This is a genomic window from Halobellus sp. EA9, assembly GCF_051195055.1.
In the GTDB taxonomy this organism is placed as follows: Archaea; Halobacteriota; Halobacteria; order Halobacteriales; family Haloferacaceae; genus Haloquadratum; species Haloquadratum rubicundus.
In genome coordinates this window covers 43,147-68,597 of record NZ_JBNTJW010000007.1, presented here as the reverse complement: position 1 = coordinate 68,597, position 25,451 = coordinate 43,147, and the positions used below count along the sequence as shown (strand labels likewise).

Sequence of the window (25,451 nt, the reverse complement as noted above, 5' to 3'; positions counted from 1 at the left end):
GTACTCGGGCGGATTCGAACTAATCGAGAGACGGTCGCCTCGCTCCGCTCGGCGCTGCGACTCTCTGAGTTCGAATCGCCCTCAGTAACAGAAATCCTGCTCGCTGTCGCTCGCAGATTTCAGTGGGCTCGGGCGGATTCGAACCACCGACCTCTTCCTTGTAAGGGAAGCGTCATAACCACTAGACCACGAGCCCGCAGGCGAAACGAGTCCGCTCACGTGTATAACCGTTTCCAATCCCGAGCGACGGAACGCTTAGGCCCGTCCACTCGAACCCCGTCATATGCCCGATCGACGGACGCTCTACGCGGTCGCCGTCGCTCTCGCCGTCCTCCTCGCGCTCGGCGCCGTCGCGGTCGCGACGAACCCCGGCCTGCTCCCGATCGGCGACTACGAACGCACGACCGTCGCCGTGGTCGACGCCGACACCGGCGAGACGCTCGCGTCGGTCGATGTCCGCGTCGCCGACACCTTCCAGAAGCGCTACACCGGACTCAGCGACACCGACTCCCTGGGGCCGAACGAGGGGATGCTCTTCGTCCACGACGCCGAGGAGCGCCACGCGTACGTGATGCGCGAGATGGCCTTCCCGCTCGACATCGTCTTCATCGGCGCCGACGGGAGGATCACGCAGATCCACCACGCCGAGCTCCCGCCCGAAGGCACGTCTGACTCTGAGCTGACCCGCTACGCCGGCCGCGGACAGTACGTCCTCGAAGTCCCGTATAACTACACCGTCGACCGCGGCATCGAGATCGGCGACCGCGTCGAGATCGCGGGCCGCTGGGGGCCGGACGAGGAGGCGTAATCCGGTCGCGAAAGCGAAGAGCGAAAGAGAAGCGAAAGGCCGAGGGCGGTCGCGTCCGTGCGTCGGCGTATGGCAGAGGACGACCGGGTCGACGCCCTCGACGCCCTCGACGGCTGGCACGCCGAGGGGTACGCGGCGCGGGCGCACTACGAGGGGACGGGCGACCGGTACAGCATCGAGTTCTACGCGCCCTCCGCGTGCGTGCTCTACTGGAAGGTGAAGGGCGACGGCGAGACGGCCGTGCCCGTCGCCCGCGACACCGTGCCCGATCCGCTCCGGGCGCGGATCCGCGAGGACCTCGTCGAGGCGGGGATCGACCCCGACGTCGAGGGGCGAGCGCTCTAGGCCCTCGTCGCCGATCACCGGGGAATTCGGCTCCGAACCGACCCTTTAGGTCCGACGAGCCCCGAGAGACGACGATGGACGTCCCCGCTGACGACGACGATCCCTTCGAGCGCCAACGCGAGCGCGCGGAGAACCCGATGCGGCGGCTCTTCGCGGAGTACGGCCGCGACAACGCCACCGCGTTCCTCGTCGGGCTGGTCTCCAGCGTCGTCGCTCGCGTGCTCGACCTCCTGCCGCCGATCCTCCTGGCGGTGGCGGTCGACTCGATCTTCTTCGACACGCGGCCCTTCTCGCTGTGGCTCGTGCCCGACGCGTGGCTCCCGGCGACGCAGATCGACCAGCTCTACCTCTCGGCCGGGCTCATCGCGGTCTCCTTCCTGGGCGGCGCGGCCTTCCACTGGACGCGCAACTGGGGCTGGAACGCCTTCGCCCAGCGCATCCAGCACGCGGTCCGGACCGACACCTACGACAAGATGCAGCGGCTGAACATGGACTTCTTCGCCGACAAGCAGACCGGCGAGATGATGTCGATCCTCTCGAACGACGTCAACCGATTAGAGAGATTCCTCAACGACGGGATGAACTCCGCGTTCCGGCTGGGCGTGATGGTGCTCGGCATCGCCGGTATCCTGCTGTACTGGAACTGGCAGCTCGCGCTCGTCACGCTCGTCGTCGTCCCGCTCATCGCCTTCTTCACCTACCGCTTCGTGCAGACGATCCAACCGCAGTACGCCGAGGTCCGCTCGTCGGTCGGCCAGCTCAACTCCCGATTGGAGAACAACCTCGGCGGCATCGGCGTCATCAAGTCCGCCAACACCGAGGACTTCGAGTCCGACCGCGTCGACGACGTCTCACAGGACTACTTCGACGCCAACTGGGAGGCGATCGGCACGCGGATCAAGTTCTTCCCCGGCCTGCGGGTCCTCTCGGGGGTCGGCTTCGTGCTCACCTTCGTCCTCGGCGGCGTCTGGGTGCTCACCTACCAGCAGACCGGGAGCGCGCCGTTCTTCTTCACGGGCCGACTCACCCCCGGGGAGTTCGTCGGTTTCATCCTCTTCACCCAGCGGTTCATCTGGCCGATGGCGCAGTTCGGACAGATCATCAACATGTACCAGCGGGCCTACGCGTCGGCCGCGCGGATCTTCGGGCTGATGGACGAGCCCGCGCGGATCGAAGAGGCGCCCGACGCCGAAGCGCTGGCCGTCGACGTGGGCCGGGTCGTCTACGACGACGTCACCTTCGGCTACGACGCCGAGGAGACGACGATCGAGGACGTCTCCTTCGCGGTCGACGGCGGCGAGACGCTCGCGCTCGTCGGCCCGACCGGGGCGGGGAAGTCGACCGTCCTCAAACTTCTCCTCCGGATGTACGACGTCGACGAGGGATCGATCTCGATCGACGGCACCGACGTCCGCGAGGTGACGATCCCCAGCCTCCGGAAGTCGATCGGCTACGTCAGCCAGGAGACGTTTATGTTCTACGGGACCGTCGCGGAGAACATCCGGTACGGCACCTTCGGTGCGACCCACGAGGAGGTCGTCGAGGCCGCGAAGGCCGCCGAGGCCCACGAGTTCATCGAGAACCTCCCGGACGGCTACGACACCGAGATCGGCGAGCGCGGCGTGAAGCTCTCGGGCGGCCAGCGCCAGCGGCTCTCGATCGCCCGCGCGGTGCTCCGCGACCCCGACATCCTCGTCCTCGACGAGGCGACCTCCGACGTCGACACCGAAACGGAGATGCTGATCCAGCGGTCGCTCGACCGCCTCACCGAGGACCGGACGACCTTCAGCATCGCCCACCGGCTGTCGACGATCAAGGACGCAGACCGGATCGTCGTCCTCGAAGACGGGCGGATCAAAGAGCGCGGCACCCACGAGGAACTGCTCGCCGAGGACGGCCTCTACGCCCACCTGTGGGGCGTCCAGGCGGGCGAGATCGACGAACTGCCCGAGGAGTTCGTCGAGCGCGCCAGCCGCCGGGCCTCCCGGACGGTGGAATCGGACGCCGACGACTGACGACTGACGACTGACGAGATGCTGTCGCGCGGCCGCACGTGACACCGCAGTTTCAGATCCGATACTCCGGAGGGAACACTGATCCGTGACGGGCGGCATCTCTGTCTATGGACCCCTCCATCCGGGGCTCGACGCGTGCCGTTTCGCCCGCGATCGGCACGGCGCTGATGCTGGCGATCCTCGTCGCGATCGTCGCGGTCTTCGGCGGCCTCCTCCTCGGCATCGAGATGCCGAGCGAACCCACGCCGCAGTACCGCCACCAGACGGAGTACGTCGCCGACGGCGCCGGCAACACCGACGACCGCCCGTACGTGAACATCACGCTCACCGGGGGACGGATCGAACCCGGCGAGGACTTCTACGTCGTCGACGGCGACGGCAACGCGGTGCGGTGGGACCAGGTCTGGACCACCGACGGCCCGCTCACCGCCGGCGACTACGCCCACATCGACGGCTACGGCAGCGACGGCGCGCTCAATCACGCCTGCGAGGGCGAGGTCTACCGGATGGTCCACCGGCCCGACGACGGCCAGTCGGCGACCATCCTGGAAGTCGAGATCGACTCGCCGGCGGTCGGGCCCGCCGCGAGCCACTGCTGATCCGTCGCCCGCGGCGTCCGCGTTACAGCTCCGCCCGCAACGCCTCGTTCATCGCCTCGACCGGGGCGTCGCGGCCGGTCCAGCGCTCGAAGGCCTCGACGCCCTGGAACAGCAGCATCCAGGCGCCGTCGATCGTCGTCGCGCCCTCCGCTGCGGCCTCCCGGAGGAGCCGCGTCTCGATCGGCGCGTAGACGGCGTCCAGCACCGCGAGGTCGCCGTGGAGGTACTCGGCATCGACGGGCGTCACGCCGTCGTCGGGCTCCATCCCGACGCTCGTCGCGTTGACCAGGACGTCGGCGTCCGCGACCCGATCGAGCGTGTCGAGGCCGCCCGCGGTCGCGCCGGGGACGTCCGCCGCCAGCGACTCCGCGCGCTCGACCGTCCGGTTCGCGACGTGGACGCTCGCGCCCGCGTCGGCGAGCGCGAACGCGACCGCCCGCCCCGCGCCGCCCGCGCCGACGACGACCGCGTCTCGGTCCTCCAGGGCGACGCCGTGGTGGGTGAAGGAGCGCTCGACGCCCGCGACGTCGGTGTTGTGGCCGGTCGGCGGCGTCGCGGAGAAGTCGATCGTGTTCACGGCGCCGACGCGGCGGGCGACGCCGTCGGGCTCGACCGCATCGAGGACGTCCCGCTTGAACGGGATGGTGACGTTCAGCCCCGCGATCCCCAGCGTCTCGGCGCTCTCGACGGCCGCGGCCGCGGCGTCGCGGTCGGGCTCGAAGGTGACGTAGCGGGCGTCCAGGCCGAGCGCCTCGTAGGCCGCCTCGTGCATCGGCGGCGACAGCGAGTGCTCGACGGGGTTCCCGAGGAGTCCGAATACCTGCATACCCCTCCGTCGGCCGGCGACCGAATTAAATGGTGTCCCGGCGGCCGGTCTCCCGCCGCGGGAGCCGCGCGGACTGTTGTCACAATAGCACTCCGTTCGCCTCGATACTGCTCCCCAATCCGACGCGTCGCAAACCACAAGAAATAGGCGCGGAAGGGTCCGAATCTCCGGTGATGACTTCGCGCTTGCGCCATCCGCTCACAGCCCTGGGCGGTGCCGTCGTCCTGACGCTTCCGTGGGTCGTGTCCTGGGCAACGAGCATCGCCGAGGGGTTCGCCCCGCTGACCACCGTCGCCGTCAGCGGCCTCGCCGTGCTCGGCGCCTCGTTCCTGCTCGCGTGGGGCGCCGAGACGGCCGAGAAGGACGTCCCGCGGGCGTTCGCGCTCGCTGTGCTCGCCGTCCTGGCGGTCGCGCCGGAGTACGCGGTCGACGCGCTCTACGCGTGGCAGGCCGGGGCCGATCCGGGGAACTCGGCCGCTGCGAACCTCGCAGTCGCGAACATGACCGGGGCGAACCGCATCCTCATCGGCCTCGGCTGGTCCGGGATCGCGCTCTTCTCGATCTACAAGGCCACCACCGGCGGTCGCGACGACGGGAGCGTCGTCGACCGCGAGGGCCGCCTCCGCGACGCCGTCAAGCTCGATCCGAGCATCGCCACCGAGATCCTCTTTCTCTTCGCCGCGACGGTGTTCGCCTTCTTCGTCCCGCTCAACGGCGGGATCGGGATGGTCGATACGATCGTCCTCGTCGGGCTGTATTTCACCTACATCGGGATCATCGTCCGCGGCGACGTCGACGAGCACGACGAGCAGGTCGGCGTGCCCGCCTACTTCCAGGCCAAGCCTCGAACGGTGCGGATCCCGGTCGTCCTGGTGCTCTTCGCGTACTCCGGCTTTCTGATCCTCACCGCCGTCGAGCCGTTCGCCCACGGCCTGGAGAAACTGGGCCTGCAGTACGGCATTCCCGAGTTCTTTATGATCCAGTGGATCGCTCCGCTGGCCTCCGAGAGCCCCGAACTCATCGTCACGGCCTACCTCGTGAACAAGGCCCGCGCGACCGCGGCGTTCAACGCCCTGATCTCCTCGAAGCTCAATCAGTGGACGCTCCTCATCGGGACGCTCGCGGTCGTCTACAGCATCTCGCTCGGCGCGATCGGCGTCCTCCCGTTCGACTTCAAGCAGGCGGCCGAGATCTGGTTGACCGCCGCCCAGAGCTTCTTCGCGCTGGCGATCCTGGTGAACTTCCGGATCAGCGTCCGCGAGGCGGTGGTCCTCCTCGTGCTCTTCGTCTCGCAGGTGCTCATCGAGTTCGCGTTCATCCGGATCTATCCCGAGGCGCTCGCGGAGACGTACTCGATCTACGTCCTGCTGGCCTACACCGCGCTGTACGTCGTCCTCGGCGTCGCGCTCCTCGCCACGCGCCGGGAGGAGCTCCGGCTGCTCGGCGAGCGCACGGTCGCGAACATCCGCGGTCAGCCGATTCCGGAGCCCGAGCACGCGGACTGACGCCGGTCGCCCCGATCGCCCCGGTCGCTCCATCGCCACGGTCGTTCCGACCTCCGCCGCTTCGAGACCTTTTACACCGCCGAGCGCTCAGAGCCGAGCGTGATCGGACTCGTAGTGAGCCGGGCGGACGACGCGTCGGTCGCGATCGGCGAGGCGCTCCGCTCGCTCGTCGACTGGGAGGCGCGGACCGACGACGCCCGGAGCAACGCCGACGGCGGCGGGACGTACTACCGCCACGGCGACTTCGAGCTCCGGACCTTCGCGGAGTGGCACCTCGAACTCTCGGGCGTCGCCGACGCCTTCTCGACCGAGCCGGAGTTCGTCGCCTTCCTCTCGCGGCACGCGGGCGAGACCGGCCCGCTCCTGACGGCGCACTTCACCGGCAACTTCGGGCCCGCGGAGTTCGGCGGCGAGCCGGGCGAGCTCGCCCGCGCCTGTCCGAACGTCCAGCGCGCGGTTCTGGCGGCGTTCGACCGCCACGCACCCGACGGCTACGAGGTCGGCATCGAGTGTACCCACCACGGCCCCTCGGACGTCGGCGCGCCCTCGCTGTTCGTCGAACTCGGCAGCAGCGAGTCCGAGTGGAGCGATCCCGCGGGCGCCGAGGCGGTCGCCCGCGCGGTGCTGGAGCTGTCGGGCGTCGCGGCCGACGCCGAGGCGGCCGAGTCAGAGTCGGAGTCGGAGCCGCCGCAGCGCCGCCACGTCGTCGGCTTCGGCGGCGGCCACTACGCCCCGCAGTTCGAGCGGGTCCTCCGCGAGACCGACTGGCGCGTGGGCCACGTCGCCGCCGACTGGGTCCGTCAGTCGATGGGCGCGCCCGAGGCCAACGCCGAGACCGTCGACCGGGCCTTCGCGCAGTCGGCGGCGACCCGGGCGCTCGTCGCCGACGGCGACTCCGATTCCGAGTCTGACCTCCGGGCCGTGATCGAGGACCTGGGCTACCGCGTCGTCGACGAGACGTGGCTCCGCGTCACGAGCGGCGTCGATCTCGCGCTCGTGGACGCGCTCGACGGCGCCGACGACCTCGACTCGATCGACAACGGACTGCGGTTCGGCGCGCCCGCCGAGGCCGCCTCGTCGAGTGCGGCCGACGCGGTCACCGTCGTCTCCCTCCCCGGCGACCTGCTCGCGGAGGCCGCCGGCATCGACCGGGAGGCGACGTTCGACGCGGTCGCCGAGCGCGTCCTCGCCTTCGAGACGGTCGAGGGCGGCACGAAGCCGCGCGGCCGCGCCGCCGTCACCGACGCGGACTCCCTCGACGCGCTCGTCGACGCGGTCTGTCGAATCCTCCGCGAGAAGTACGACGACGTCGCCGCGACCGACCGCGAGGTCGCCGCGACCCGGGAGACGTTCGACCCGGCGGCCGCCGCGGAGGCCGGCGTTCCAGAGGGCCCCGCCTTCGGCCGGCTGGCCGCGGGGGAGGCCGTCGAGGTCGACGGCCGGGAGGTCACTCCCGAGGAGGTCCGGACGACCGAGACCGCGCGGTTCCCGCTCCCCGAGCCCGATATCAGTTCTGAGTCCGCTCCGGGCGCCGGATCCGCGGCCGATTTCGAATAATTCCCGCGAACGGCCGCCTCGAACGGTCTGCGCGTCAGACGCGCGTCAGACAAAAGGGGGAAAGATAATTAGGCTGTATCCGGTACGGACGGCCATACAATGGACTCCATCGTCGACGACGCAATAGACGAGGCCGAGGGGACGGGGGATGGGAGCCCCGTCGACGCCGACGACGAGGCGCCACGAACCGGGACGATGACCGACGAGGAACTCCAGGAGGTCCTGGTCGACCTCCAGACCGACATCACGGTCGTCGGCTGCGGCGGTGCCGGGGGGAACACCGTCAACCGGATGCACGAGGAGGGCATCGAGGGCGCGACGCTCGTCGCCGCCAACACCGACGTCCAGCACCTCGTCGAGATCGAGGCCGACACCAAGATCCTGATGGGCGAACAGAAGACCCAGGGGCGCGGCGCGGGCTCGCTCCCCCAGGTCGGCGAGGAGGCCGCACTGGAGTCCCAAGGCGAGATCTACGAGGCGATCGACGGCTCGGACATGGTGTTCGTGACCGCCGGCCTGGGCGGCGGCACCGGCACGGGCTCGGCTCCGGTCGTCGCGAAGGCCGCCCGCGAGGCCGGCGCGCTCACCATCGCCATCGTCACGACGCCGTTCACCGCCGAGGGCGAGGTCCGCCGCACCAACGCCGAGGCGGGCCTGGAGCGACTCCGCGACGTGGCCGACACCGTCATCGTCGTCCCCAACGACCGCCTGCTCGACGCCGTGGGCAAGCTCCCGGTCAAGCAGGCGTTCAAGGTGAGCGACGAGGTACTGATGCGCTCTGTGAAGGGCATCACCGAACTGATCACGAAGCCCGGCCTCGTCAACCTCGACTTCGCCGACGTCAAGACCGTGATGGAGCGCGGCGGCGTCGCGATGATCGGCCTCGGCGAGTCGGACTCGGAGTCGAAGGCCCAGGACTCGGTCAAGAGCGCGCTCCGCTCGCCGCTCTTGGACGTCGACATCTCCGGCGCCAACTCCGCGCTCGTGAACGTCACCGGGGGGTCGGACATGAGCATCGAGGAGGCCGAGGGCGTCGTCGAGGAGATCTACGACCGGATCGACCCCGACGCCCGGATCATCTGGGGGACCTCCGTCGACGAGGAGATCGACGGCACGATGCGGACGATGATCGTCGTCACCGGCGTCGAGTCGCCGCAGATCTACGGCCGGAGCGAGGAAGAGGAGGCCCAGCCGCGGGCCCCGCCGCAGGGTGGGAGCCAGGGCCAGACACAGGGTCGGAAGCAGAACCAGAGCCAGGGCGGTCAGGGCGGCGAGCCCGAGATCGACTACGTCGAATAGCCGCCTCGCCGGAGTCCACTCCCGATCCCGCGCGTTTTTGGCGTTCGTTCGGTCTCGCTCCCGATCCGCTCGTCTCTCCTACGCCCGTCTCGACGGCGGAGCCGCGGCTTCGGCCGATCTCGCGGCCCGGTCGGCGCATCAATAGATAGAAAAAGCCCGACGCACTACTGGAGAGACAAGATGGACGTCAAGTACGACCTGACCAGCTACGTGCGGGTGCTGAAGCTGGCCAGCACGCCCTCGTGGGAGGAGTTCTCACAGATCGGTCTCATCGCCGGCGCCGGCATCGTCCTCGTCGGCTTCCTGGGCTTTCTCATCTACGCGATTATGAGCTTCCTCCCGGGAGGTGTCTGAGGTGCCGATCTACTCGGTCAAGACCACCGCCAGCCAGGAGCGCACCGTCGCGGACATGATAGCCAACCGCGAGGAAAACGAGATCCACGCCGTCCTCGCGCCGGACTCGCTCACGAGCTACGTGATGGTCGAGGCCGACAACGACGCCGTGATCACGCGCGTCCTCGAGGAGATCCCCCACGCCCGCGGCCTCGTCGAGAGCGGCGGCCAGGCCGGGCAGTCCTCGATGGCCGAGGTCGAGCACTTCCTCTCGCCGACGCCCGACGTCGAGGGCATCGCCGAGGGCGACATCGTCGAGCTGATCGCCGGCCCGTTCAAGGGCGAGAAGGCCCGCGTCCAGCGGATCGACGAGACGAAAGACCAGGTCACCGTCGAGCTCTACGAGGCGACGGTCCCGATTCCGGTCACCGTCCGCGGCGACCAGATCCGCGTCCTCGACAGCGACGAGCGCTGAGCGGCCGATCGGCTCCCGAGGGTCTGTCTCTTTTCGATTCGCTATGTCACGTCGCGCTCGGGGCGGCCTGCGGCGGGAGGGCGCGGCGGGTCCTCACAGCGCGTCGCGGCGCTTCAGTTCCTCGACGACGGTCCGGAGGTCGGCCTCGGCTTCGATCTCGGATTTGACGTCCTCGCGGACGCGGACGGCCGTCGAGTCGGCGTCGTAGGCGCGGACGTACTCCGCGCGGGAGTGCTCCTCGAAGGCGTGGCGGATCGCGAAGTAGCCGTCGGGGACGACGCTGCCGCAGACCGCACACTCGTGGCGGTCGTGGTCCACCGTCTGGTGGATGATGGCGGACTCGATGTCCTCGAAGCGCTCCGCGCAGCCACCGATGCCGCACTTCCACAGGGACATACCGGAACGCACGGCCAGGGGTGACAAAACCGTTCCGCAGCCGCCGGCGAATGGAAATCACTAACCGGACGCCGAGCGGATCGGTGGACGTGACCGACACGGCCGCGCCCGGAGGGGAGCCCGCGTCCGCCGAGCCGACAGCGGCGGCGGGCGGGCGAGCGGACGACGTCGACCGAAGCGCCGACGTTGACGCCGATACCGACGCGGACCCCGACACCGACGCGGCGTCGACCCGCGTGGACCTCCACGTGAAGATCCTGAATGAGCGCGTGGTCGCCCGCGCGAAGGCCCGCGGCCTCGACGTCCTCGTGTACGCCCCCCACTTCACCCGCCTGCCGGAGATCCGCGAGCGCGCAGAGCGCTTTTCCGACGAGGACCTGCTCGTGGTCCCCGGCCGCGAGGTGTTCACCGGGTCGTGGCGGAACCGCCGCCACGTCCTCGCCGTGGGGCTCTCCGAGCCGGTCCCGGACTTCATCACCCTCGACGGCGCCCTGTCGGCCTTCGAAGAACAGGGCGCCGCGGCGCTCGTGCCGCACCCCGAGTTCCTCACGGTGAGCCTCGACGCCGACGCGGTCGCCGAACACCGCGACCGACTCCACGCGGTCGAGACGCACAACTTCAAGGCCTGGCCGCGGCAGAACCGCCGCGCCCGGGCGGTCGCCGCTGACGTCGACCTCCCCGGGTTCGGCTCCTCGTACGCCCACCTGCTCGGGAGCGTCGGCGAGGTCTGGACGGTCTTCGAGCGCCGGATCGAGAGCGAGGCCGACCTCGTGGCGGCGCTCCGCGAGGGCGCGCCCCGGCGCGTCCTGCGCCGCGACGGCCTCCGCCATCGGGCCCGGGCGGCAGTCGAGTTCGCGCACCTGGGATACGAGAACACCTGGAAGAAGATCGAGCGGATCTTCCTCTCGGGCACGGAGCCGACCCATCCCGACCACATCGCGTACGACGGTCGTTTCGACGCCGTGAGCGTGTACTAGCCGGCCTCATAGTGATTACTCTCGTCTCTTACCGCCGAACGCCGTTACCGGGGGTGGCGTTCGGCGGTAAACAGTGAGAGTAATCACTATCAGACGCCCATCGCCGTCCGGAAGACGTTCCCGGCGTCCGCGAGCGACGTGTCGAGCGCGAAGGCGTAGTAGTGGACGAGCGCGAGCGCGAGCAGTTCGACTCCCGTCACCGCGACCGTCACCGGATTCGCCCACCGGCTTGAGGTCGCCACGCCGGTCGGGAAGCCGTACTCCTTGCCGGAGAGGGGGTAAAACAGCGCGATGCCGCGCTTCGAGCCCAGGACGTCGAGCACGTAGTGCGTCGCGACGCCGATCCAGACGAACTGGAGGTTCCCGAAGAGGTACGGGAACGCAACGAAGACGACCAACAGCGGCAGATTGTGCAGCGTCTTGCGGTGGCGGCCGAACGCGGTGTCGACGTCCGGAAAGAGCGCGCCGAGGACGACCGGCAGCGACAGCTCCGCGACCATCCAGGCCGTGTCGCCGGCGACGGTCGCCAGGTCCGGCGAGGCGCCGCCCTCCCCGCCGCTGAGGAGCGATCCGGTCGTCGGGTCGATGGTGAGGATGACGCCCAGGCCGACCGCCAGGAGCGCGCCGTTCAGCACGTGTCCCTCTTTGTTCATCGGATGTGGCTCCGCTCCCGGGCCCTACAAACGTTGTGCCTTCCCGGTCCGCGGGAAACGCCTCGTCGGATCGTCCCCGCTCGCGCCGTCACGACTCCGCGACCGCCTCGCGGAGCGCCGACAGCGCGCGCCTGGCGATCTGTTCTTTGATCTGCGTCCGGGAGCCGTCGAACTCGTGGCGCTCGACGCGGGTGTAGGAGTCGCCGGTGCCCCACTCGCCCCGGTAGGCGAGGCCGACGAACACCGTGCCGACCGGCTTCTCCGGGGTTCCGCCGTCGGGGCCCGCGATGCCCGTCGTGGCGAGGCCCCAGTCCGTCCCGGCGACGTCGCGGACGCCGGCGGCCATCTCGCGCGCGACGGGCGTCGAGACCGCGCCGTGGTCGTCCAGGGACTCCCGCGCGACCCCCAGCGACGTCAGCTTCGCCTCGTAGGAGTAGGTCACGAGCGACCGGTCGAAGTAGTCCGAGGAGCCGGGCACGTCGGTCAGGAGCGAGCCGATCAGGCCGCCGGTGCAGGACTCGGCGACGGCGACGGTCGCCTCGGCGTCGCGCAGGGCGTCGCCGACGCGGCGCTCGATCGGCGGGTCGGAAGCGAACTCGCGCATATCCCCGGCAACGACGCCGACGGGTAAAGGTGCGGCGTCCGCGTCGGGTCCGCGGTCGCGTCCGCCGACGAGAGCGAAACACACACCTACGCCGCTTCCCTCACCGAAGACGAATGACCGACACGGACGACGCGTACGACGAGCCGCTCTTCTACCGCGTCATCCAGTACGCCGTGAACGCCGACCGCGACGTCGTCGACATGGTGTCCGGGAACCCCGACTGGGAGCCGCCGGCGGCGCTCCGCGAGGGGCTGAAGACCTACGCCGACGGCGAGCCGCGGGACTTCCAGTACCAGGCGAGCGAGGGCCTGCGCGTCCTCCGCGAGGAGATCGCCGCCCGCCGGAACGTCGACGCCTCGCGACTCGTCGTCACCAACGGCGCCGGCGAGGCCAACTACCTCGCGATGGCGGAAGCGATGGAACGGGACGCCGGCGCGGAGTTCCTGCTCACCGACCCCGTCTACCCGTACTACCCCGGGAAGGCGACGATGCTCGGCGGCGAGGCGACCCGCGTCCCCGTCCACGACGACGGCCACGTCGACGTCGCGGGGATGCGCGCGGCCGCCTCGACGGACACGGCGGCGATCGTCCTCAACACGCCGAACAACCCCACGGGGGCGGTCTACGACGTCGACGCCGTCGCCGATATCGCCGACGTCGCGGCCGAGGCGGACGCCCTCCTGATCGTCGACGAGGTGTACGACCACTTCGACTTCTCGGGCCGGTTCGAGAGCGCGCTCACCCTCGATCGGGACCACGTCGTCGTCACCTCCTCGTTCTCGAAGTCGATGGCGATCACGGGCTTTCGGGTCGGCTACGCGGTCTTCCCCGAGGATTTCGTCGAGGCGGCGCGGACCCGACACATGCTCGTGAACGTCACCGGCAGCCGCCCCGCCCAGGCCGCCGTCGCCCACGCCCTCGACGAGACGCCGCCGTCGTACTACGAGTCCGTTCGCGACACGCTCCGCGAGCGCATCGACGCCTTCACCACCGCGCTCGACGCCGCGGGCGCGGACTACACCACGCCCGACGGCGCGTTCTACGTGCTCGCTCGGTTCGAGGACTTCCCCGGCACGATGGACAACGTCGAGCGCCTGATCGACGAGGCCGGCGTCGCGGGGATGCCCGGCGAGGCCTTCGGCGACGCCTACGACGACTGGATCCGCTTTTCGCTCTGCACCGACCGCGCCGCCGAGGCCGCAGACCGCCTCGCCGACTACTTCGAAGGGGGGTGAGCCGAAGCGGGAGCCGACGAACGCTACGCCCGTTTCTCCCCGCCGAGCGATTCGAGCGCCACGCCGAGGAGGAACAGCCCCGCTCCGACGCCGATCGTGAGGAGGACTCGGAGGTCGGCGGGGTCGTCCAGGACCGCGCCGGAGTCGGCGACGGCGACGAGTCCGACTCCGGCGATCAGCGCCAGGGTCACTCCGAGCACTTCCGTCGCGGCCGCGACCCGCTCCCTATCCATCCTCAGACTCCCGCTGGACGATCCGATTCGATTCGCCGTGGTACCGCTTCAGCCCCTGTTCGACGCCGACCGCCACGGCGGTCGCGATTCCCACCCACGCCATCAGGACGACGAACAGGAGGACGAACAGCGATGTCGGTCCGGAGGGCATCAGACCCGACATCTGGGACGCGGAATATATTTCTTGAGGTGACCGACACGTAATCGGAGAGGGTCCCCGTTCGTATCCGTCCTCGCGACCCCCGAGGCCGGACCATCCGAGCTATATATCGATGTATACGGTTCATACCAGGCCTTATGATCGACTCCGTGTTCGGACCGCCTGAATGGCGCCCCGAACTGCTGTTCTCTCCCCGAAAGCGTACTTCCGGGAGCGCGACGTCTCCGCCGAGCGGGCGCTCACGGTGGTCGCGCTCTCGGCGCTCGTCGCTAGCCTCGCGCTGCTCCCGGTCGGCTGGCTCGTTGCGACCAGCTTCGACCCGTCGGCGACCGTCCCGAACCCCGACCGCCCCGACGAGTCCCTCTGTGAGCCCAACGACTTCCCCAACCTCACCGTCGACGGCGAATCGGTGACGTTCGGGACGCCGGAGGGGTGTGCCGAGCCCGCCCGGATCGGCGTCCGGTCGGTCGTGTGGCGCGTCGTCGGGATCGAAGCGCTAGCGCAGGGGCTCTCCCTGTGTCTCGCGTGGGTCGGCATCACCGCCGCCCTGTACGCGCTCGCGCGCCAGTCGTTCGAGACCGGACGTGACGCGATGGCGATCGCCGGCTGGGGGACCGTCCCCTGGGCGGCGAGCGCGCTCGCCGGCGCCGGGGTGTTGCTCGCGACCGCCGATCCCTCGGCGGTCCGAGTCGCCGGGGAGTCAGCGTCGGCGACGGCCGACGCGCTCGCCTCGCAGTTCCGGGCGGCCCTCCCGGTCACGCTCGTCCCTCCGGCGTTGGCCACCCTCTGGACGGGCTGGATCCACTACCACGGACTCCGCGAGCTTACGGCACTCACGTCGCGTCGGGCGCTCGAACTGGCCGCGGTCGTGAACGCGAGCGGATTCCTTCTGGTCCTCACGCAGACGCTCCTCAGCGTATGACTGCGGGGCGAGGCCGACGACGTTCCCACGGCCCGGCGAGGGGTTTATTGAGCGCAGGGAACGTACGTCGTGTGGGTACCGATACCGTACCCACCCGGTCCGCGGACGCTGACCACGTCTGCCGCCGGATCCTGACCGCGGTCGGGGGCGCACGTGTTGTCTCCAGACCCACGCGCGGTGAAGGTGCCCCCGACCACCCCGACGCGCGATGGCCCTGTCTCGCGACCGAGAAGTACACAAGTCCCCACCCCGTCGTGCCGCGTATGTCGAGCATCGACGTCGACGCCGTCGACGAGGCCGACGACGCCGGCGATGACGACAGCGACGCACCCGAGGCAGACCACGACCACACCGTCGACGTCGAGCCGGTCGACCGCGTCGAGACCGACGACGCGACGGACCTGCCGGACGAGATCGACGCCCCGGACTACGTCCTCTACGGCGGGAAGGGCGGCGTCGGCAAGACGACGATGGCCGCCGCGACGGCGCTGGCCTCGGCCGCCTCCGGCGTCGCGACGCTCGTCGTCTCGACCGACCCCGCGCACTCGCTTTCGGACACCCTCGACGTCGACGTGCCCGCCGACCCGACGCGCATCCGCGAGGAGATCCCGCTGTACGCGGCCGAGATCGATCCCGACTCGGTCGTCGCGGGGCCGTTCGGCGGCGAGTCCGCGGCGGGCGACGCGGCGAGCGGCCCCGGCGGCGCTGACGACGCGACCGGGAGCGGCTTCGACCAGGACGCCGACGTCGAGGGCAACCCCTTCACCGGCGCTGGCGCGGGTGCGGGCGCGGAATCTCCCTTCGGCGACCTCGGCGGGATGGAAGAGCTCCTCGGCGGCGCGATGGGCCCGGGCTCGATGCCCGGCGCCGACGAGGCCGCGGCGATGCAGCAGCTGCTTGCGTACCTGGACGACCCCCGGTTCGACCGTGTCGTCGTCGACACCGCGCCGACGGGCCACACGCTCCGCCTCCTGGAGCTCCCCGAGATGATGGACTCGATGCTCGGGAAGATCGCGAAGGTCCGCCAGCAGTTCTCCGGGATGATGGAGGGCGTGAAGGGGATGTTCGGGATGGGCTCGGACGACGCCGCGCCCGAGATCGATCTCGACGAACTCCGCGAGCGGATCGAGCGCCTGCGGACGGTGCTTCGGGACCCCGCAAAGACGGACTTCCGGGTCGTGATGATCCCCGAGGAGATGAGCGTCGTCGAGACCGAGCGCCTCGTCGAGCGCCTCGACGGCTACGGCATCCCGGTCCAGACGCTCGTGGTCAACCGCGTGATGCAGGACCTCGCGGACGTGACCGACGCCACCGTCGAAGACCGCTGGATCGTCGCGCCCGACCTGGAGCACTGTGAGTTCTGCCAGCGGCGCTGGCAGGTCCAGCAGGACGCGATCCAGCGCGCGACCGACCTCTTCCGCGGCCGGGACGTAAAGCGCGTGCCGCTGCTCGCCGAGGAAGTCCGCGGCGAACAGGCGCTCCGCGTCGTGGCGTCCTGCTTAGAGTAGCGAGTAGCGGACTGCGGATCAATGCCGCCGGTCCGTCAGAGCTTCCGCAGGTACCGGTAGCCGGCGTCGAGCCACGCGTCGGGCAGGAACCGCGCCAGGACGGTGAGCCGCGCGGCCGTCCCGGGCTGGTAGCGCGCCCGCGGCTTCGTGGAGGAGGCGGCGTCGACGATGTCCTCGGCGACGCGCTCGGGCGTGATCGCGCCGAGCCCGCCCCCGCCGATCAGCTGCGTGTCGCTGAAAAGCTCGTAGAAGGACTCGTAGGCGCCGGAGCGGTCCAGTCCGCTCATTCCTCGGTCGTCGGCCTCGTTCTCCTCTCGGTCGCCGTCGGCGTCGCCGGCGTCCTCGCCCAGCACTTCGCGCTCGGCGCGGTCGCTGAAGTTGGTCTCGACCGGTCCGGGCTCGATCACCGCGACGTCGATGCCGTACTCGTCGACCTCGTTGCGGAGCGCGTCGCTCATCGCCTCCAGGGCGAACTTCGAGCCCGCGTAGACGCCGCCGCCGGGGAAGGAGACCCGCCCCGCGGCGCTGGAGACGTTCACGATCGTCCCCTCTTTCTGCTCGCGCATATGCGGGAGCACCGCGCGGACCAGCCGGTGGGGACCGTAGACGTTCACGTCGAACTGACGGTGGACGCGCTCTGTGGGCACGTCCTCCAGCGGCCCCATCTGCCCGAAGCCGGCGTTGTTGACGAGACAGGAGATGTGGCCCTCCTCCTCGATGATCCGGTCGACGACGCGGTCGACGTCGGTCTGGTCCGTCACGTCGAGCGTCGCGATCTGACACCCCTTCTCGCCGAGGGTCTCGACGTCGGCGGGGTTGCGGGCGGTCGCGTAGACCTGCCAGTCCTCTTCGAGGAAAGCGAGCGCGGTCGCGCGACCGATCCCGGACGAACAGCCAGTGATGAGGACCGTCTTCGGATGCACGGCCGGAGCAACGACCCACGCGGTGTTAACTGTCCGGTCCTCGCGCCGTCGGCGCGGCGCCGCTCCGCCGCCGCCCGGCCACACGCTTAACTGCCTGCCAGAGTTGGTCCGAGTATGCAGTTCGATCGACGCGCCGGCGTCTTCCTCCACGTCACCGCGCTGCCCGGCCCGCACGGGATCGGCGACCTGGGCGAGGGCGCCCGGCGGTTCCTCGACTGGCTCGCCGCCGCCGAGCAGTCCTACTGGCAGTTCTGCCCGCTGGGGCCGACCGCGTCGGTCCACGGCGACTCGCCGTACCAGGCGTACTCGGCGTTCGCGGGGAATCCGCTCCTCGTGAGTCTGGATCGGCTCGTCGCGGCCGGACACCTCGACGAGTCGGACCTGGAGCCGGTCCCCGAGTTTTCGGCGCACGAGGTCGACTACGACCGCGTCCGCGAGTACAAGGCCGATCGCCTCCGGACCGCCGCGGAGCGCTTCCACGACGGCGACGGGCCCGGAATCGACGAAGAGGAGCGCGACGCCTTCGCGCGCTTCCGCGAGCGCGAGTCCGCGTGGCTCGCCGACTACGCCCTGTTTATGGCGCTCCGGACGCGCCACGACGGCGCGTGGACGTCGTGGCCGGAGCCGATCCGGGCCCGCGACTCCGAGGCGCTCGCGGCCGCACGCGAGGACCTCGCCGACGAGATCGCCTACCGGGAGTACGTCCAGTTCGTCTTCGACCGCCAGTGGCGGGCCGTCCGCTCGTACGCCCACGACCGCGGCGTCGACCTCGTCGGCGACCTCCCGATCTACGTCGCGCTCGACAGCGCCGACGTCTGGGCGAACCCCGAGGTCTTCGACCTCGACGCGGACGGCCGCCCCGCGGCCGTCGCGGGCGTCCCGCCGAATCCGGGCGACGACGGCCAGCGGTGGGGGAACCCGGTCTACGACTGGGAGACGCTCCGCGCGAACGACTACGGCTGGTGGATCCGGCGGCTGGAGCGGCTCTTCGACCTCGCCGACGTCACCCGCATCGACCACTTCAAGGGGTTCGACGAGTTCTGGGCGATCCCCGCCGAGGCGGACTCGCCCGCGGCGGGCGAGTGGCGCGACGCGCCCGGTCACGACTTCTTCGAGACCCTCCAGCGGCGGCTCGGGGACCTCCCGTTCGTCGTCGAGGACCTCGGCTTCCTGGACCAGGGGCTCGTCGATCTCCGGGACCGGTTCGGCTTCCCGTCGATGCGGGTGCCGCACTACGCCGACTGGTGCCGCGAGGGCGATATGTACCAGCCGATGCACTACCCCGAGAACAGCGTCGCCTACACCTCGACGCACGACACCGACACCCTCGTCGGCTACTACGAGTCGCTGTCGGACGAGCAGCGCAGCTGCCTGGAGTACAACATCGGCGCCGGCGCGGAGCTCACCTGGTCGATGATCGAGGCGGTCTGGCGCTCGGACTCGGTGCTGGCGTTCACGACGATGCAGGACGTCCTCGGCCTCGACTCCCACGCGCGGTTCAACGAGCCGGGGACGACCGACGGGAACTGGGCGTGGCGCGCCACCGCCGCGGCGTTCGACGAGGACCTGGCCGCGCGGCTCGCCCGCGTGACCGACGAGCACATCCGGAACTGACTCGCGAAAGGCGAACAGTCGGCACTCCCGCTCTCGCTCCCACGTCCGCGCCGGTCGTGCCGAGCAACCGCGGGCCGACGCGGGACAGCTCTCAGCGCATACGCGCCGTGGTCCCGCTCTCGTACATAAACGCACGGCCCGAGCCCGCCGTTTTTTGTGTCGAGCCGACGTGTGGCGACCGTGGTACGTCGCTCCGTCGGATACCTCTCGCTCGTCGCCGCCGCGGTGCTCGCGGTCGCGTCCGCGCTCGTCCCCTCGGTCGGGCTGCTCGCCGACGCCGCGCTCGGCGACATCGCCGTCCAGCCGCTCGTCGTCCGCGGGCTGAACGCCGCCGCCGTGCTCTCGGCCACGGCCGGCGCCTACCTCGTCGTCGAGTCGGTGCTCGTCGCCCGCGTGGCGAACAAGCGCCGGAGTCACGACGCCCGCAACGTCCTCCGGCTCGCCTTCGGCGCGGTCGCGGCCGTCGGCGTCGCCGGCGCGCTCACAGAGCAGTGGCTCGGCGTCCTCTTCTCGCTTGGCGTCGTCGGCTTCGCCGTCACCTTCGCGCTCCAGCAGCCGCTGCTCTCGCTCATCGGGTGGTTCTACATCCTGGTGAAGCGCCCCTACGCGGTGGGCGACCGCGTCGAGATCGCCGACACCCGCGGCGACGTCATCGAGGTCGGTTTCCTCACGACGACGCTGTGGGAGGTCGGCGGCCGCCTGGTGACGTCGGGCCAGCCCTCCGGCCGGGTCGTGACCGTCCCCAACGCGCAGGTGCTGTCGGCGCAGGTCGTCAACGACACGAGGCTCTTCGAGTTCGTCTGGACGGAGGTGACGATTCAGGTGGCCTACGAGACCGACCTCGCGTTCGCCCGCGAGGTGATGGTCGAGGAGGCGGACGCGCTCTTGGGCGAGGAGATGCGCCGCGGCATCAAGACCTACCGGAACCGCCTCGATCGCACCGCGGTCGACCTGGACGTGCGCGAGGGCCCCTCCGTCAACGTCGTCCAGACCGAGTCGTGGGTCGAACTCCGGCTCCGCTTCCTCTCGCGGTCGCGGCAGGCGACCCGCAACCGCAACGCGCTCTACGAGCGGATCCTCGACCGCTTCAACGACGAGCCCGAGCGCGTGAAGTTCCCGATCGGGCGGAACCGGTAGGCCGCCCCGCGGTCGCAGACCTCGGGCGACCGGCCGCGCATCGAAACCCCGATACCCGCCGGTCCCTACCCTCCGTCGATGACCGCTCCGACGACGTTCGAGTCCGGCGCGATCCCGCTGTCGTCGATTCCGGGCCCCTTCGACCTCCAGGCGACCCTGGAGAGCGGCCAGTCGTACCTCTGGGACCGCGCGGACGGGCGGATGTACGAGTCGATGGATGTCCACGGGGGCGACGCGTGGTACGAGACGGTCGTGCCGCCGATCGAGGGCGTCAGCGACGAGGACGTCGTCGTCCGCGTCCGCCAGCGCGACGGCCCCCTGGAGTGGGAGGCGACGACCGATCCCGTCCCGCTCCTGACGCACCTCCTCCGCTTGGACGACGACCTCGACGCGATCTACGACGCGACGCCCGACGACGACCTCATCGAGCGCGCCTACGACGCCTATCGGGGGATGCGGCTCGTCCGCGACCCGCCGTTTCCCTGCCTGATCTCGTTCATCTGCTCGGCGCAGATGCGCGTCTCGCGCATCCACGGGATGCAGACGGCGCTCGCCGAGGCGTTCGGGACGCGCCACGAGGCCGACGGCGAGTCGTTCGCGGCGTTCCCCCGCCCCGAGCAGCTGGCCGCCCGGACCGAATCGGAGCTCCGCGACCTCAAGCTCGGCTACCGCGCGCCCTACGTCCAGCAGACGGCCCGGATGGTCGCCGACGGCGAGGCCCACCCCCGCGAGGCGGTCGGCCTGCCGTACGAGGAGGCCCGCGAATCGCTGACGCGGTTCGTCGGCGTCGGCGACAAGGTCGCCGACTGCGTCCTCCTCTTCTCGCTGGGCTACCTGGAGGCGGTCCCGCTGGACACCTGGATCCGGAGCGCGATCGCCGAGCACTACCCCGACTGCGACCGCGGGAGCTACGCGGAGACCTCGCGGGCGCTCCGCGAGCGCCTCGGCGGCGAGTACGCCGGCTACGCGCAGACGTACCTCTTCTACTACCTGCGGGCGCGCGGCGCGTAGGCCCGGGCGAACCTTTGATGCCGTCGGCGACGCTACATACTCGTATGGACTGCAGAGTCGTCGTTGAGGCCGCCATCCCGGTGTACGACGTGACGACGCCCGACGAGGCGATCCGCATCGCCATCTCGAAGACGGGCGAGATGCTCAACCCCGATCTGAGCTACGTCGAGATCTCGATGGGGTCGCGGACCTCGCCCGACGGCGAGGAACTGCCGCCCGCGTTCATCGCCGCCGACGAGGCCCTCGTCGCCCTCGAACTGGAGATGACCGTCTTCAACGTCGAACAGCAGGAACACGCCTCCCGGATCGCCCGCAAGGAGATCGGCCAGCGCCTCGAGAACGTCCCGCTCAAGGTGCTCTCCGTCGAGACCGTCGAGGACGCAGACGACGAGGAAGACGACCACGGCGACAGAGCGGACGACGGCGACGACGCCACGGGCGACGACGACGGAGACGAAGACGACGATCTCATCCCCGAGTTCGACGACCTGGTCGAGGACGGCTGAGCCGTCCCTCACGACTGGGCCCTTGATCACTTCTCGGCCGCTTGGACTTTCGGTTCCGTTCTCGATCGGCGGCTCGAACCGACACTCTCGTATGAATTGACGAGATACCCGTACGTATGGCACAATCGACGCTGTACGAGCGGCTCGGCGGCCGCGAGGGGATCCGCGCCGTCGTCGACGACTTCTACGACCGACTGCTCGACGACGAGGAGATCGGTCCGTTCTTCGCGGACGCCGACCTCGAAATGCTCCGGCGGACCCAGACCGACTTCCTGTGTGAGGCCGCCGGGGGCCCGGAGACCTACGACGCGGCCCCCGTCCGGGAGGCGCACCTCCACGTTCCGTTCACCGAGGCGCACATCCAGCGGGCCGTAGAGCACCTCGCCGACAGCCTCGACGCCTTCGACGTCCCGGAGGACGACGCCCAGCTCGTGATCGGGGCCGTCGCCGACTACGAGGAGGAGCTGCTCGCGCACCCGGACGAAGAGGCGTAGCTCGGGGTCGCGGTCCGGATCGGAGGGAGAGAGGATAGAAGCGCGGGGGCGGCGACGCCGTCGCTGGCGGGCGTGGGGTCCTGAGGAACGGCGAAGTCGTCGTGATCAGTCGGCGGCCGCTGGGACGCGGTCCTGCTCGACTTCCTCCATCGAGGAGGTGATTCCTTTGACCAGTTTGAAGACGGCGGCTTTGTGGTCGGTCTTCGACTTGTGGATCGAGGTGGGTCGGACGCCGAGTTCGTTATACGCTTCGAGCGGTACTTCCTCGTCTTCCCACGCCTCGACCTGTGTGTGTACCTCCGCAAGCAGGCCGTGAAGGTGGATGAGCTCCTGCTTCTTCATGAGCAACCCTCACTTGCGACTGGAAGGATATATTATTATCCTGAGTCTCGTTAACACACACCTGTCGGATATCCGCCCGAAACGCCCGTATTCGCCCGATTTGCTGTGTTCAATGATGAGGGATACGCCGTCGCTCCGTCGACGGGGTCGTCTCGGGCGCGCGGTATATGAACGCTTTACACCACGCGTCTCCTACCCCGCCGTATGGACTACGAGGACCAACTCGACCGAGCGCTCGAACAGGCTCCCGAGATCGCCGAAGGCGGCGAGCGGTTCGAGGTCCCCGACCCTGACGTCCGCCCCGAGGGGAACGTCACGGTCTGGGAGAACTTCGAGGCGACACACGATCGCCTCGCGCGCGACCCCGATCACCTGGTCCGGTTTATGCAGTCCGAACTCGGAACGAGCGCGCAGATCGACGACCGCGACCGCGCCCGCTTCACCGGCGACTTCAAACAGCGGCGCGTCGCGGACGCGCTCGACGCCTACGTCGAGGACTTCGTCACCTGCAGCGAATGCGCCTCTCCGGACACGCGACTCGTCGAAGAACAGGGGACGACCGTGCTGAAATGCGACGCCTGCGGGGCGCTCTCGTCGGTTCCCGACCTCTGATCGGTTACTCGAACTGCTTTACGGTTTCGAGGTCGTGTTCGGTCCGCATAAACTCCGCGAGCCGGCGGGTCGCCCCGCAGGCCGAACACGTGAAGTTCTCGCGGTGACCGGGGAGCGCCGTCGGTTGGGCCTCCCAGTCTTTGCCGCACTCGGGACACAACAGCCGCACAAACGCTTCGACCATAGCCGAGTCGAATCCCGGTACGTCAATAAATGTTGGCAGTCGGCCGCCTCGCGGCCCGCCTCCCCGCCTACGCGACCGCGCCGGCGTCGTCGGGCTCTTCGACTTCCAGGAGCTCCTTGTAGCGGTTCCGGATCGTCACCTCGGAGACGTCGGCGACCTCGCTGACCTGGCTCTGGGTCACCTTCTCGTTCGTCAGCAGGGCCGCCGCGTAGACCGCGGCCGCCGCGAGGCCGACCGGCGACTTCCCGGAGTGGATCGCCGCGCGCTTTGCCTTCTTCAGCAGTTCGCGGGCTGTCCGCTCGGCCTCGTCCGAGAGGTCGAGGTCCGAGGCGAACCGCGGGACGTACTGCTCGGGGTCGGCGGGCTCTACCTCCAGCTTGAGCTCGCGGACGATGTAGCGGTACGTCCGGGTCAGCTCCATCTTGTCCACGCGGGAGACGCGCTTGATCTCGTCGAGCGAGCGCGGCGTCCCCGCCTGACGCGCGGCCGCATAGAGGGCCGCGGTCGCGACGCCCTCGATGGAGCGGCCGGGGAGGAGATCCTCGCTGAGCGCGCGGCGGTAGATGACCGATGCCGTCTCCCGGACGTTCTCGGGGAGGCCCAGGGCCGAGGCCATCCGGTCGATCTCGCCGAGCGCCTGCTTGAGGTTGCGCTCCTTCGAGTCGCGAGTGCGGAACCGCTCGTTCCAGGTGCGCAGCCGCTGCATCTGCTCGCGCTGGCGCGCCGACAGGGAGTTGCCGTAGGCATCTTTGTTCTGCCAGCCGATGTTGGTCGACAGGCCCTTGTCGTGCATCAGGTTCGTCGTCGGCGCGCCCACGCGGGACTTGCGATCCCGCTCGGCGCTGTCGAAGGCGCGCCACTCGGGGCCGCGGTCGATCGAGTCCTCGTCGACGACCAGTCCGCAGTCCGCACAGACCGTCTCGCCGCGGGCGCTGTCCGTGATGAGCGTGCCGCTACACTCGGGGCAGACGTGCTCTTCCTCGCTCGCCTGTTCGGCCTCGTGTTCGTGTCGGTGTTCGTGTTCCCGTTCGTCCGTCCGCGTTCGCTCCGTCTCCGGCGCGTTGCGGTCCTCTACGTGTTCTGTGGTGCGTGTGTCACTCATACTGGGGAGGGGGCTCGTCCGCGGCCGGGGAAAGCAGATCAAAAAACGACCCGGCCCGAACTGACCTTACTATGTGTAAGTACCTGAAGTACTTAAACCTTGCTCGGGCACGAAACGCGGTTTTACACGATATTTGAACCTGATTTCGCGGGTATTTCGGTTTTGACCGATCCGCACGAAGCGCGCCGCTAGGGTATATATACGTTCTGTACGAGACGAATCGCTGCCCGTCGCCGGAGTCACACCGGTGACCGTCCCCCGGGCCGAGTCCCTTATGATGATTCGCGTCACCGTCCAGAGATTCTCGCCGTACCGTCCGGCGAGAAATCTATCGGGACTCGCGATAATCGCTATACCCATCGGTTCGGAACACGTCCCAGCGGTCGACGAACAGTCCGTCGACGCCGGCGGCGATCAGGTCGGTACCGATCGCCCTGTCTGTGACTGTCCACGCGTTGACGTCGACTCCGAGAGCGTGTGCTTCGTCGATGAAATCTGTGGCCGAGAGGAGATCGATCGATGGATGGACTGCGGTACACCCGATCTCCGACGCGACTGACAGCGCGAGTTCCGGACCGTCGAAAAAGACGTAGGCCAGATTGGCTCCCGGATCGAGACGTCGAATTTCCCGGAGTGCGTCCGCCCAAAGCGACGAGAACAGGAGTTCGTTCTCGTATCGTTTCGAGACGTCGAGAAGGTCGGCGGCCATCCCGTCGTGCTTGAGTTCGACGTTGACAGCGACGTCTGCGGGGACCGCACCGAGGAGTGATTCGAGCCGCGAGATCGGCTCCGAGGACCCACCGATCGTGACCGTCCGGAGAGTCTCCCAATCGGTCTCGGCGACCACCCCGGTTTCGTCGGTTAGTCGTCCAAGGTCCTCGTCGTGGAACACGACGAGTTCGCCGGACCCGCACCGCCGGACGTCAATCTCGATCATCTCGACGTGCGGCGCGGCGCTCCGCACGGCGAACACCGTGTTCTCGGGATACTGGCCGGCACACCCACGGTGGGCGATTAGGTTGACGTCGTCGGTCGGATCTGCGCCGGTGGCTGGCCTACCAATCACGCTAATTTGT

At 69.3% G+C, this 25,451-nt stretch carries 30 protein-coding genes and 1 tRNA gene; 19 read left to right on the top strand and 12 right to left on the bottom strand.

What is annotated here, in order from left to right; all coding sequences use genetic code 11:
* Window positions 1-123 precede the first annotated feature (123 nt).
* Window positions 124-196 (bottom strand) — tRNA-Val (locus tag ACQUQ0_RS10460).
* Between the two features lie 87 nt (window positions 197-283).
* Here ACQUQ0_RS10460 and ACQUQ0_RS10455 point away from each other — a divergent pair.
* The 4 genes from ACQUQ0_RS10455 to ACQUQ0_RS10440 all read left to right on the top strand — a co-directional run bounded on the left by ACQUQ0_RS10455 (window position 284) and on the right by ACQUQ0_RS10440 (window position 3,767).
* Complete coding sequence (locus ACQUQ0_RS10455; RefSeq protein ID WP_435184965.1) at window positions 284-808, top strand: DUF192 domain-containing protein; 525 nt, start codon at window positions 284-286, stop codon at window positions 806-808.
* Between the two features lie 69 nt (window positions 809-877).
* On the top strand, window positions 878-1,153 hold the full coding sequence (locus tag ACQUQ0_RS10450; RefSeq protein ID WP_435184964.1) for a DUF7538 family protein: 276 nt from the start codon (window positions 878-880) through the stop codon (window positions 1,151-1,153).
* A 74-nt stretch (window positions 1,154-1,227) separates the two neighbouring features.
* Entirely contained in the window at window positions 1,228-3,168 is a 1,941-nt protein-coding gene (locus tag ACQUQ0_RS10445) for an ABC transporter ATP-binding protein (protein WP_435184963.1), read from the top strand.
* A gap of 107 nt (window positions 3,169-3,275) precedes the next feature.
* Entirely contained in the window at window positions 3,276-3,767 is a 492-nt protein-coding gene (locus ACQUQ0_RS10440) for a type IV pilin (protein WP_435184962.1), read from the top strand.
* A gap of 22 nt (window positions 3,768-3,789) precedes the next feature.
* Here the strand turns inward: ACQUQ0_RS10440 and ACQUQ0_RS10435 are convergent, their stop codons facing one another.
* Window positions 3,790-4,593: a shikimate dehydrogenase gene (locus ACQUQ0_RS10435; protein ID WP_435184961.1), complete on the bottom strand. Its 804-nt coding sequence runs from the start codon at window positions 4,591-4,593 to the stop codon at window positions 3,790-3,792.
* A 173-nt stretch (window positions 4,594-4,766) separates the two neighbouring features.
* Between ACQUQ0_RS10435 and ACQUQ0_RS10430 the strand changes: the two genes are divergently transcribed.
* The 5 genes from ACQUQ0_RS10430 to ACQUQ0_RS10410 all read left to right on the top strand — a co-directional run bounded on the left by ACQUQ0_RS10430 (window position 4,767) and on the right by ACQUQ0_RS10410 (window position 9,762).
* Window positions 4,767-6,098, top strand: coding sequence for a sodium:calcium antiporter (locus ACQUQ0_RS10430; protein ID WP_435184960.1), 1,332 nt, complete (start codon window positions 4,767-4,769; stop codon window positions 6,096-6,098).
* Between the two features lie 99 nt (window positions 6,099-6,197).
* Complete coding sequence (locus ACQUQ0_RS10425; protein ID WP_435184959.1) at window positions 6,198-7,655, top strand: D-aminoacyl-tRNA deacylase; 1,458 nt, start codon at window positions 6,198-6,200, stop codon at window positions 7,653-7,655.
* Between the two features lie 99 nt (window positions 7,656-7,754).
* Window positions 7,755-8,954: a cell division protein FtsZ gene (gene ftsZ / locus ACQUQ0_RS10420; protein ID WP_435184958.1), complete on the top strand. Its 1,200-nt coding sequence runs from the start codon at window positions 7,755-7,757 to the stop codon at window positions 8,952-8,954.
* 180 nt (window positions 8,955-9,134) lie between these two features.
* Complete coding sequence (locus tag ACQUQ0_RS10415; protein WP_372387656.1) at window positions 9,135-9,308, top strand: protein translocase SEC61 complex subunit gamma; 174 nt, start codon at window positions 9,135-9,137, stop codon at window positions 9,306-9,308.
* Window position 9,309: 1 nt separating this feature from the next.
* A complete protein-coding gene (locus ACQUQ0_RS10410; RefSeq protein ID WP_372387658.1) occupies window positions 9,310-9,762 on the top strand; it encodes a transcription elongation factor Spt5 in 453 nt (150 codons plus the stop codon).
* A gap of 93 nt (window positions 9,763-9,855) precedes the next feature.
* Here ACQUQ0_RS10410 and ACQUQ0_RS10405 read toward each other — a convergent pair whose 3' ends face one another.
* Entirely contained in the window at window positions 9,856-10,158 is a 303-nt protein-coding gene (locus tag ACQUQ0_RS10405) for a DUF7565 family protein (RefSeq protein WP_435184957.1), read from the bottom strand.
* Between the two features lie 236 nt (window positions 10,159-10,394).
* Here ACQUQ0_RS10405 and ACQUQ0_RS10400 point away from each other — a divergent pair, with 236 nt between their 5' ends.
* Window positions 10,395-11,135 (top strand): PHP-associated domain-containing protein, encoded by a 741-nt coding sequence (locus tag ACQUQ0_RS10400; RefSeq protein ID WP_435185110.1) that lies wholly within the window; start codon window positions 10,395-10,397, stop codon window positions 11,133-11,135.
* 89 nt (window positions 11,136-11,224) lie between these two features.
* Here the strand turns inward: ACQUQ0_RS10400 and ACQUQ0_RS10395 are convergent, their stop codons facing one another.
* Together ACQUQ0_RS10395 and ACQUQ0_RS10390 are read right to left on the bottom strand one after the other, a co-directional pair.
* A complete protein-coding gene (locus ACQUQ0_RS10395; RefSeq protein WP_435184956.1) occupies window positions 11,225-11,788 on the bottom strand; it encodes a metal-dependent hydrolase in 564 nt (187 codons plus the stop codon).
* 88 nt (window positions 11,789-11,876) lie between these two features.
* Window positions 11,877-12,392 carry a CinA family protein gene (locus tag ACQUQ0_RS10390; RefSeq protein ID WP_435184955.1) on the bottom strand — a complete coding sequence of 172 codons (516 nt, stop codon included), beginning with the start codon at window positions 12,390-12,392 and terminating at the stop codon, window positions 11,877-11,879.
* Between the two features lie 113 nt (window positions 12,393-12,505).
* Here ACQUQ0_RS10390 and ACQUQ0_RS10385 point away from each other — a divergent pair, with 113 nt between their 5' ends.
* On the top strand, window positions 12,506-13,627 hold the full coding sequence (locus ACQUQ0_RS10385) for a pyridoxal phosphate-dependent aminotransferase (RefSeq protein ID WP_435184954.1): 1,122 nt from the start codon (window positions 12,506-12,508) through the stop codon (window positions 13,625-13,627).
* Window positions 13,628-13,650: 23 nt separating this feature from the next.
* Here the strand turns inward: ACQUQ0_RS10385 and ACQUQ0_RS10380 are convergent, their stop codons facing one another.
* Window positions 13,651-13,860: a hypothetical protein gene (locus ACQUQ0_RS10380; RefSeq protein WP_435184953.1), complete on the bottom strand. Its 210-nt coding sequence runs from the start codon at window positions 13,858-13,860 to the stop codon at window positions 13,651-13,653.
* A complete protein-coding gene (locus ACQUQ0_RS10375) occupies window positions 13,853-14,011 on the bottom strand; it encodes a hypothetical protein (RefSeq protein WP_435184952.1) in 159 nt (52 codons plus the stop codon). The genes ACQUQ0_RS10380 and ACQUQ0_RS10375 overlap by 8 nt, the downstream gene beginning before the upstream one ends.
* Window positions 14,012-14,186: 175 nt before the next feature.
* Here ACQUQ0_RS10375 and ACQUQ0_RS10370 point away from each other — a divergent pair, with 175 nt between their 5' ends.
* A complete protein-coding gene (locus tag ACQUQ0_RS10370; protein ID WP_435184951.1) occupies window positions 14,187-14,942 on the top strand; it encodes a YIP1 family protein in 756 nt (251 codons plus the stop codon).
* Between the two features lie 272 nt (window positions 14,943-15,214).
* Window positions 15,215-16,450 (top strand): ArsA family ATPase, encoded by a 1,236-nt coding sequence (locus tag ACQUQ0_RS10365; protein WP_435185109.1) that lies wholly within the window; start codon window positions 15,215-15,217, stop codon window positions 16,448-16,450.
* A gap of 35 nt (window positions 16,451-16,485) precedes the next feature.
* Here ACQUQ0_RS10365 and ACQUQ0_RS10360 read toward each other — a convergent pair whose 3' ends face one another.
* Window positions 16,486-17,373, bottom strand: a complete 888-nt coding sequence (locus tag ACQUQ0_RS10360) for an SDR family oxidoreductase (protein WP_435184950.1) — start codon at window positions 17,371-17,373, stop codon at window positions 16,486-16,488.
* 114 nt (window positions 17,374-17,487) lie between these two features.
* Between ACQUQ0_RS10360 and malQ the strand changes: the two genes are divergently transcribed.
* The 5 genes from malQ to ACQUQ0_RS10335 all read left to right on the top strand — a co-directional run bounded on the left by malQ (window position 17,488) and on the right by ACQUQ0_RS10335 (window position 22,135).
* Window positions 17,488-18,987, top strand: coding sequence for a 4-alpha-glucanotransferase (gene malQ / locus ACQUQ0_RS10355; protein WP_435184949.1), 1,500 nt, complete (start codon window positions 17,488-17,490; stop codon window positions 18,985-18,987).
* Between the two features lie 180 nt (window positions 18,988-19,167).
* Window positions 19,168-20,124 (top strand): mechanosensitive ion channel family protein, encoded by a 957-nt coding sequence (locus ACQUQ0_RS10350; protein WP_435184948.1) that lies wholly within the window; start codon window positions 19,168-19,170, stop codon window positions 20,122-20,124.
* A 78-nt stretch (window positions 20,125-20,202) separates the two neighbouring features.
* Window positions 20,203-21,135: a DNA-3-methyladenine glycosylase family protein gene (locus ACQUQ0_RS10345; protein ID WP_435184947.1), complete on the top strand. Its 933-nt coding sequence runs from the start codon at window positions 20,203-20,205 to the stop codon at window positions 21,133-21,135.
* 44 nt (window positions 21,136-21,179) lie between these two features.
* A complete protein-coding gene (locus ACQUQ0_RS10340; protein ID WP_435184946.1) occupies window positions 21,180-21,641 on the top strand; it encodes a DUF555 domain-containing protein in 462 nt (153 codons plus the stop codon).
* Window positions 21,642-21,757: 116 nt separating this feature from the next.
* Window positions 21,758-22,135, top strand: coding sequence for a group I truncated hemoglobin (locus ACQUQ0_RS10335; protein WP_435184945.1), 378 nt, complete (start codon window positions 21,758-21,760; stop codon window positions 22,133-22,135).
* A 105-nt stretch (window positions 22,136-22,240) separates the two neighbouring features.
* Here ACQUQ0_RS10335 and ACQUQ0_RS10330 read toward each other — a convergent pair whose 3' ends face one another.
* Entirely contained in the window at window positions 22,241-22,477 is a 237-nt protein-coding gene (locus tag ACQUQ0_RS10330; protein ID WP_372387677.1) for a UPF0058 family protein, read from the bottom strand.
* A 204-nt stretch (window positions 22,478-22,681) separates the two neighbouring features.
* Between ACQUQ0_RS10330 and ACQUQ0_RS10325 the strand changes: the two genes are divergently transcribed.
* A complete protein-coding gene (locus tag ACQUQ0_RS10325) occupies window positions 22,682-23,089 on the top strand; it encodes a translation initiation factor IF-2 subunit beta (protein ID WP_372387679.1) in 408 nt (135 codons plus the stop codon).
* A gap of 4 nt (window positions 23,090-23,093) precedes the next feature.
* Here ACQUQ0_RS10325 and ACQUQ0_RS10320 read toward each other — a convergent pair whose 3' ends face one another.
* The 3 genes from ACQUQ0_RS10320 to ACQUQ0_RS10310 all read right to left on the bottom strand — a co-directional run bounded on the left by ACQUQ0_RS10320 (window position 23,094) and on the right by ACQUQ0_RS10310 (window position 25,441).
* The gene (locus tag ACQUQ0_RS10320; protein WP_435184944.1) at window positions 23,094-23,273 is read right to left on the bottom strand and encodes a hypothetical protein; all 180 of its coding nucleotides are present in this window, start codon (window positions 23,271-23,273) and stop codon (window positions 23,094-23,096) included.
* Between the two features lie 67 nt (window positions 23,274-23,340).
* Window positions 23,341-24,375, bottom strand: a complete 1,035-nt coding sequence (locus ACQUQ0_RS10315; RefSeq protein WP_435184943.1) for a transcription initiation factor IIB — start codon at window positions 24,373-24,375, stop codon at window positions 23,341-23,343.
* Window positions 24,376-24,703: 328 nt separating this feature from the next.
* Window positions 24,704-25,441: a glycerophosphodiester phosphodiesterase gene (locus ACQUQ0_RS10310; protein ID WP_435184942.1), complete on the bottom strand. Its 738-nt coding sequence runs from the start codon at window positions 25,439-25,441 to the stop codon at window positions 24,704-24,706.
* Between the last annotated feature and the right edge of the window lie 10 nt (window positions 25,442-25,451).

What these genes read in the sequence shown, in the direction of transcription:
- ACQUQ0_RS10370 (WP_435184951.1), top strand. Translation starts at nt 14,187, where the DNA reads ATGGCGCCCCGAACTGCTGTTCTCTCCCCGAAAGCGTACTTCCGGGAG.
- malQ (WP_435184949.1), top strand. Translation starts at nt 17,488, where the DNA reads ATGCAGTTCGATCGACGCGCCGGCGTCTTCCTCCACGTCACCGCGCTG.
- ACQUQ0_RS10390 (WP_435184955.1), bottom strand. Translation starts at nt 12,392, where the DNA reads ATGCGCGAGTTCGCTTCCGACCCGCCGATCGAGCGCCGCGTCGGCGAC.
- ACQUQ0_RS10450 (WP_435184964.1), top strand. Translation starts at nt 878, where the DNA reads ATGGCAGAGGACGACCGGGTCGACGCCCTCGACGCCCTCGACGGCTGG.
- ACQUQ0_RS10330 (WP_372387677.1), bottom strand. Translation starts at nt 22,477, where the DNA reads ATGAAGAAGCAGGAGCTCATCCACCTTCACGGCCTGCTTGCGGAGGTA.
- ACQUQ0_RS10455 (WP_435184965.1), top strand. Translation starts at nt 284, where the DNA reads ATGCCCGATCGACGGACGCTCTACGCGGTCGCCGTCGCTCTCGCCGTC.
- ACQUQ0_RS10345 (WP_435184947.1), top strand. Translation starts at nt 20,203, where the DNA reads ATGACCGCTCCGACGACGTTCGAGTCCGGCGCGATCCCGCTGTCGTCG.
- ACQUQ0_RS10430 (WP_435184960.1), top strand. Translation starts at nt 4,767, where the DNA reads ATGACTTCGCGCTTGCGCCATCCGCTCACAGCCCTGGGCGGTGCCGTC.
- ACQUQ0_RS10405 (WP_435184957.1), bottom strand. Translation starts at nt 10,158, where the DNA reads ATGTCCCTGTGGAAGTGCGGCATCGGTGGCTGCGCGGAGCGCTTCGAG.
- ACQUQ0_RS10335 (WP_435184945.1), top strand. Translation starts at nt 21,758, where the DNA reads ATGGCACAATCGACGCTGTACGAGCGGCTCGGCGGCCGCGAGGGGATC.
- ACQUQ0_RS10385 (WP_435184954.1), top strand. Translation starts at nt 12,506, where the DNA reads ATGACCGACACGGACGACGCGTACGACGAGCCGCTCTTCTACCGCGTC.
- ACQUQ0_RS10395 (WP_435184956.1), bottom strand. Translation starts at nt 11,788, where the DNA reads ATGAACAAAGAGGGACACGTGCTGAACGGCGCGCTCCTGGCGGTCGGC.
- ACQUQ0_RS10435 (WP_435184961.1), bottom strand. Translation starts at nt 4,593, where the DNA reads ATGCAGGTATTCGGACTCCTCGGGAACCCCGTCGAGCACTCGCTGTCG.
- ACQUQ0_RS10325 (WP_372387679.1), top strand. Translation starts at nt 22,682, where the DNA reads ATGGACTACGAGGACCAACTCGACCGAGCGCTCGAACAGGCTCCCGAG.
- ACQUQ0_RS10380 (WP_435184953.1), bottom strand. Translation starts at nt 13,860, where the DNA reads ATGGATAGGGAGCGGGTCGCGGCCGCGACGGAAGTGCTCGGAGTGACC.
- ACQUQ0_RS10415 (WP_372387656.1), top strand. Translation starts at nt 9,135, where the DNA reads ATGGACGTCAAGTACGACCTGACCAGCTACGTGCGGGTGCTGAAGCTG.
- ACQUQ0_RS10340 (WP_435184946.1), top strand. Translation starts at nt 21,180, where the DNA reads ATGGACTGCAGAGTCGTCGTTGAGGCCGCCATCCCGGTGTACGACGTG.
- ACQUQ0_RS10440 (WP_435184962.1), top strand. Translation starts at nt 3,276, where the DNA reads ATGGACCCCTCCATCCGGGGCTCGACGCGTGCCGTTTCGCCCGCGATC.
- ACQUQ0_RS10445 (WP_435184963.1), top strand. Translation starts at nt 1,228, where the DNA reads ATGGACGTCCCCGCTGACGACGACGATCCCTTCGAGCGCCAACGCGAG.
- ftsZ (WP_435184958.1), top strand. Translation starts at nt 7,755, where the DNA reads ATGGACTCCATCGTCGACGACGCAATAGACGAGGCCGAGGGGACGGGG.
- ACQUQ0_RS10320 (WP_435184944.1), bottom strand. Translation starts at nt 23,273, where the DNA reads ATGGTCGAAGCGTTTGTGCGGCTGTTGTGTCCCGAGTGCGGCAAAGAC.
- ACQUQ0_RS10315 (WP_435184943.1), bottom strand. Translation starts at nt 24,375, where the DNA reads ATGAGTGACACACGCACCACAGAACACGTAGAGGACCGCAACGCGCCG.
- ACQUQ0_RS10375 (WP_435184952.1), bottom strand. Translation starts at nt 14,011, where the DNA reads ATGCCCTCCGGACCGACATCGCTGTTCGTCCTCCTGTTCGTCGTCCTG.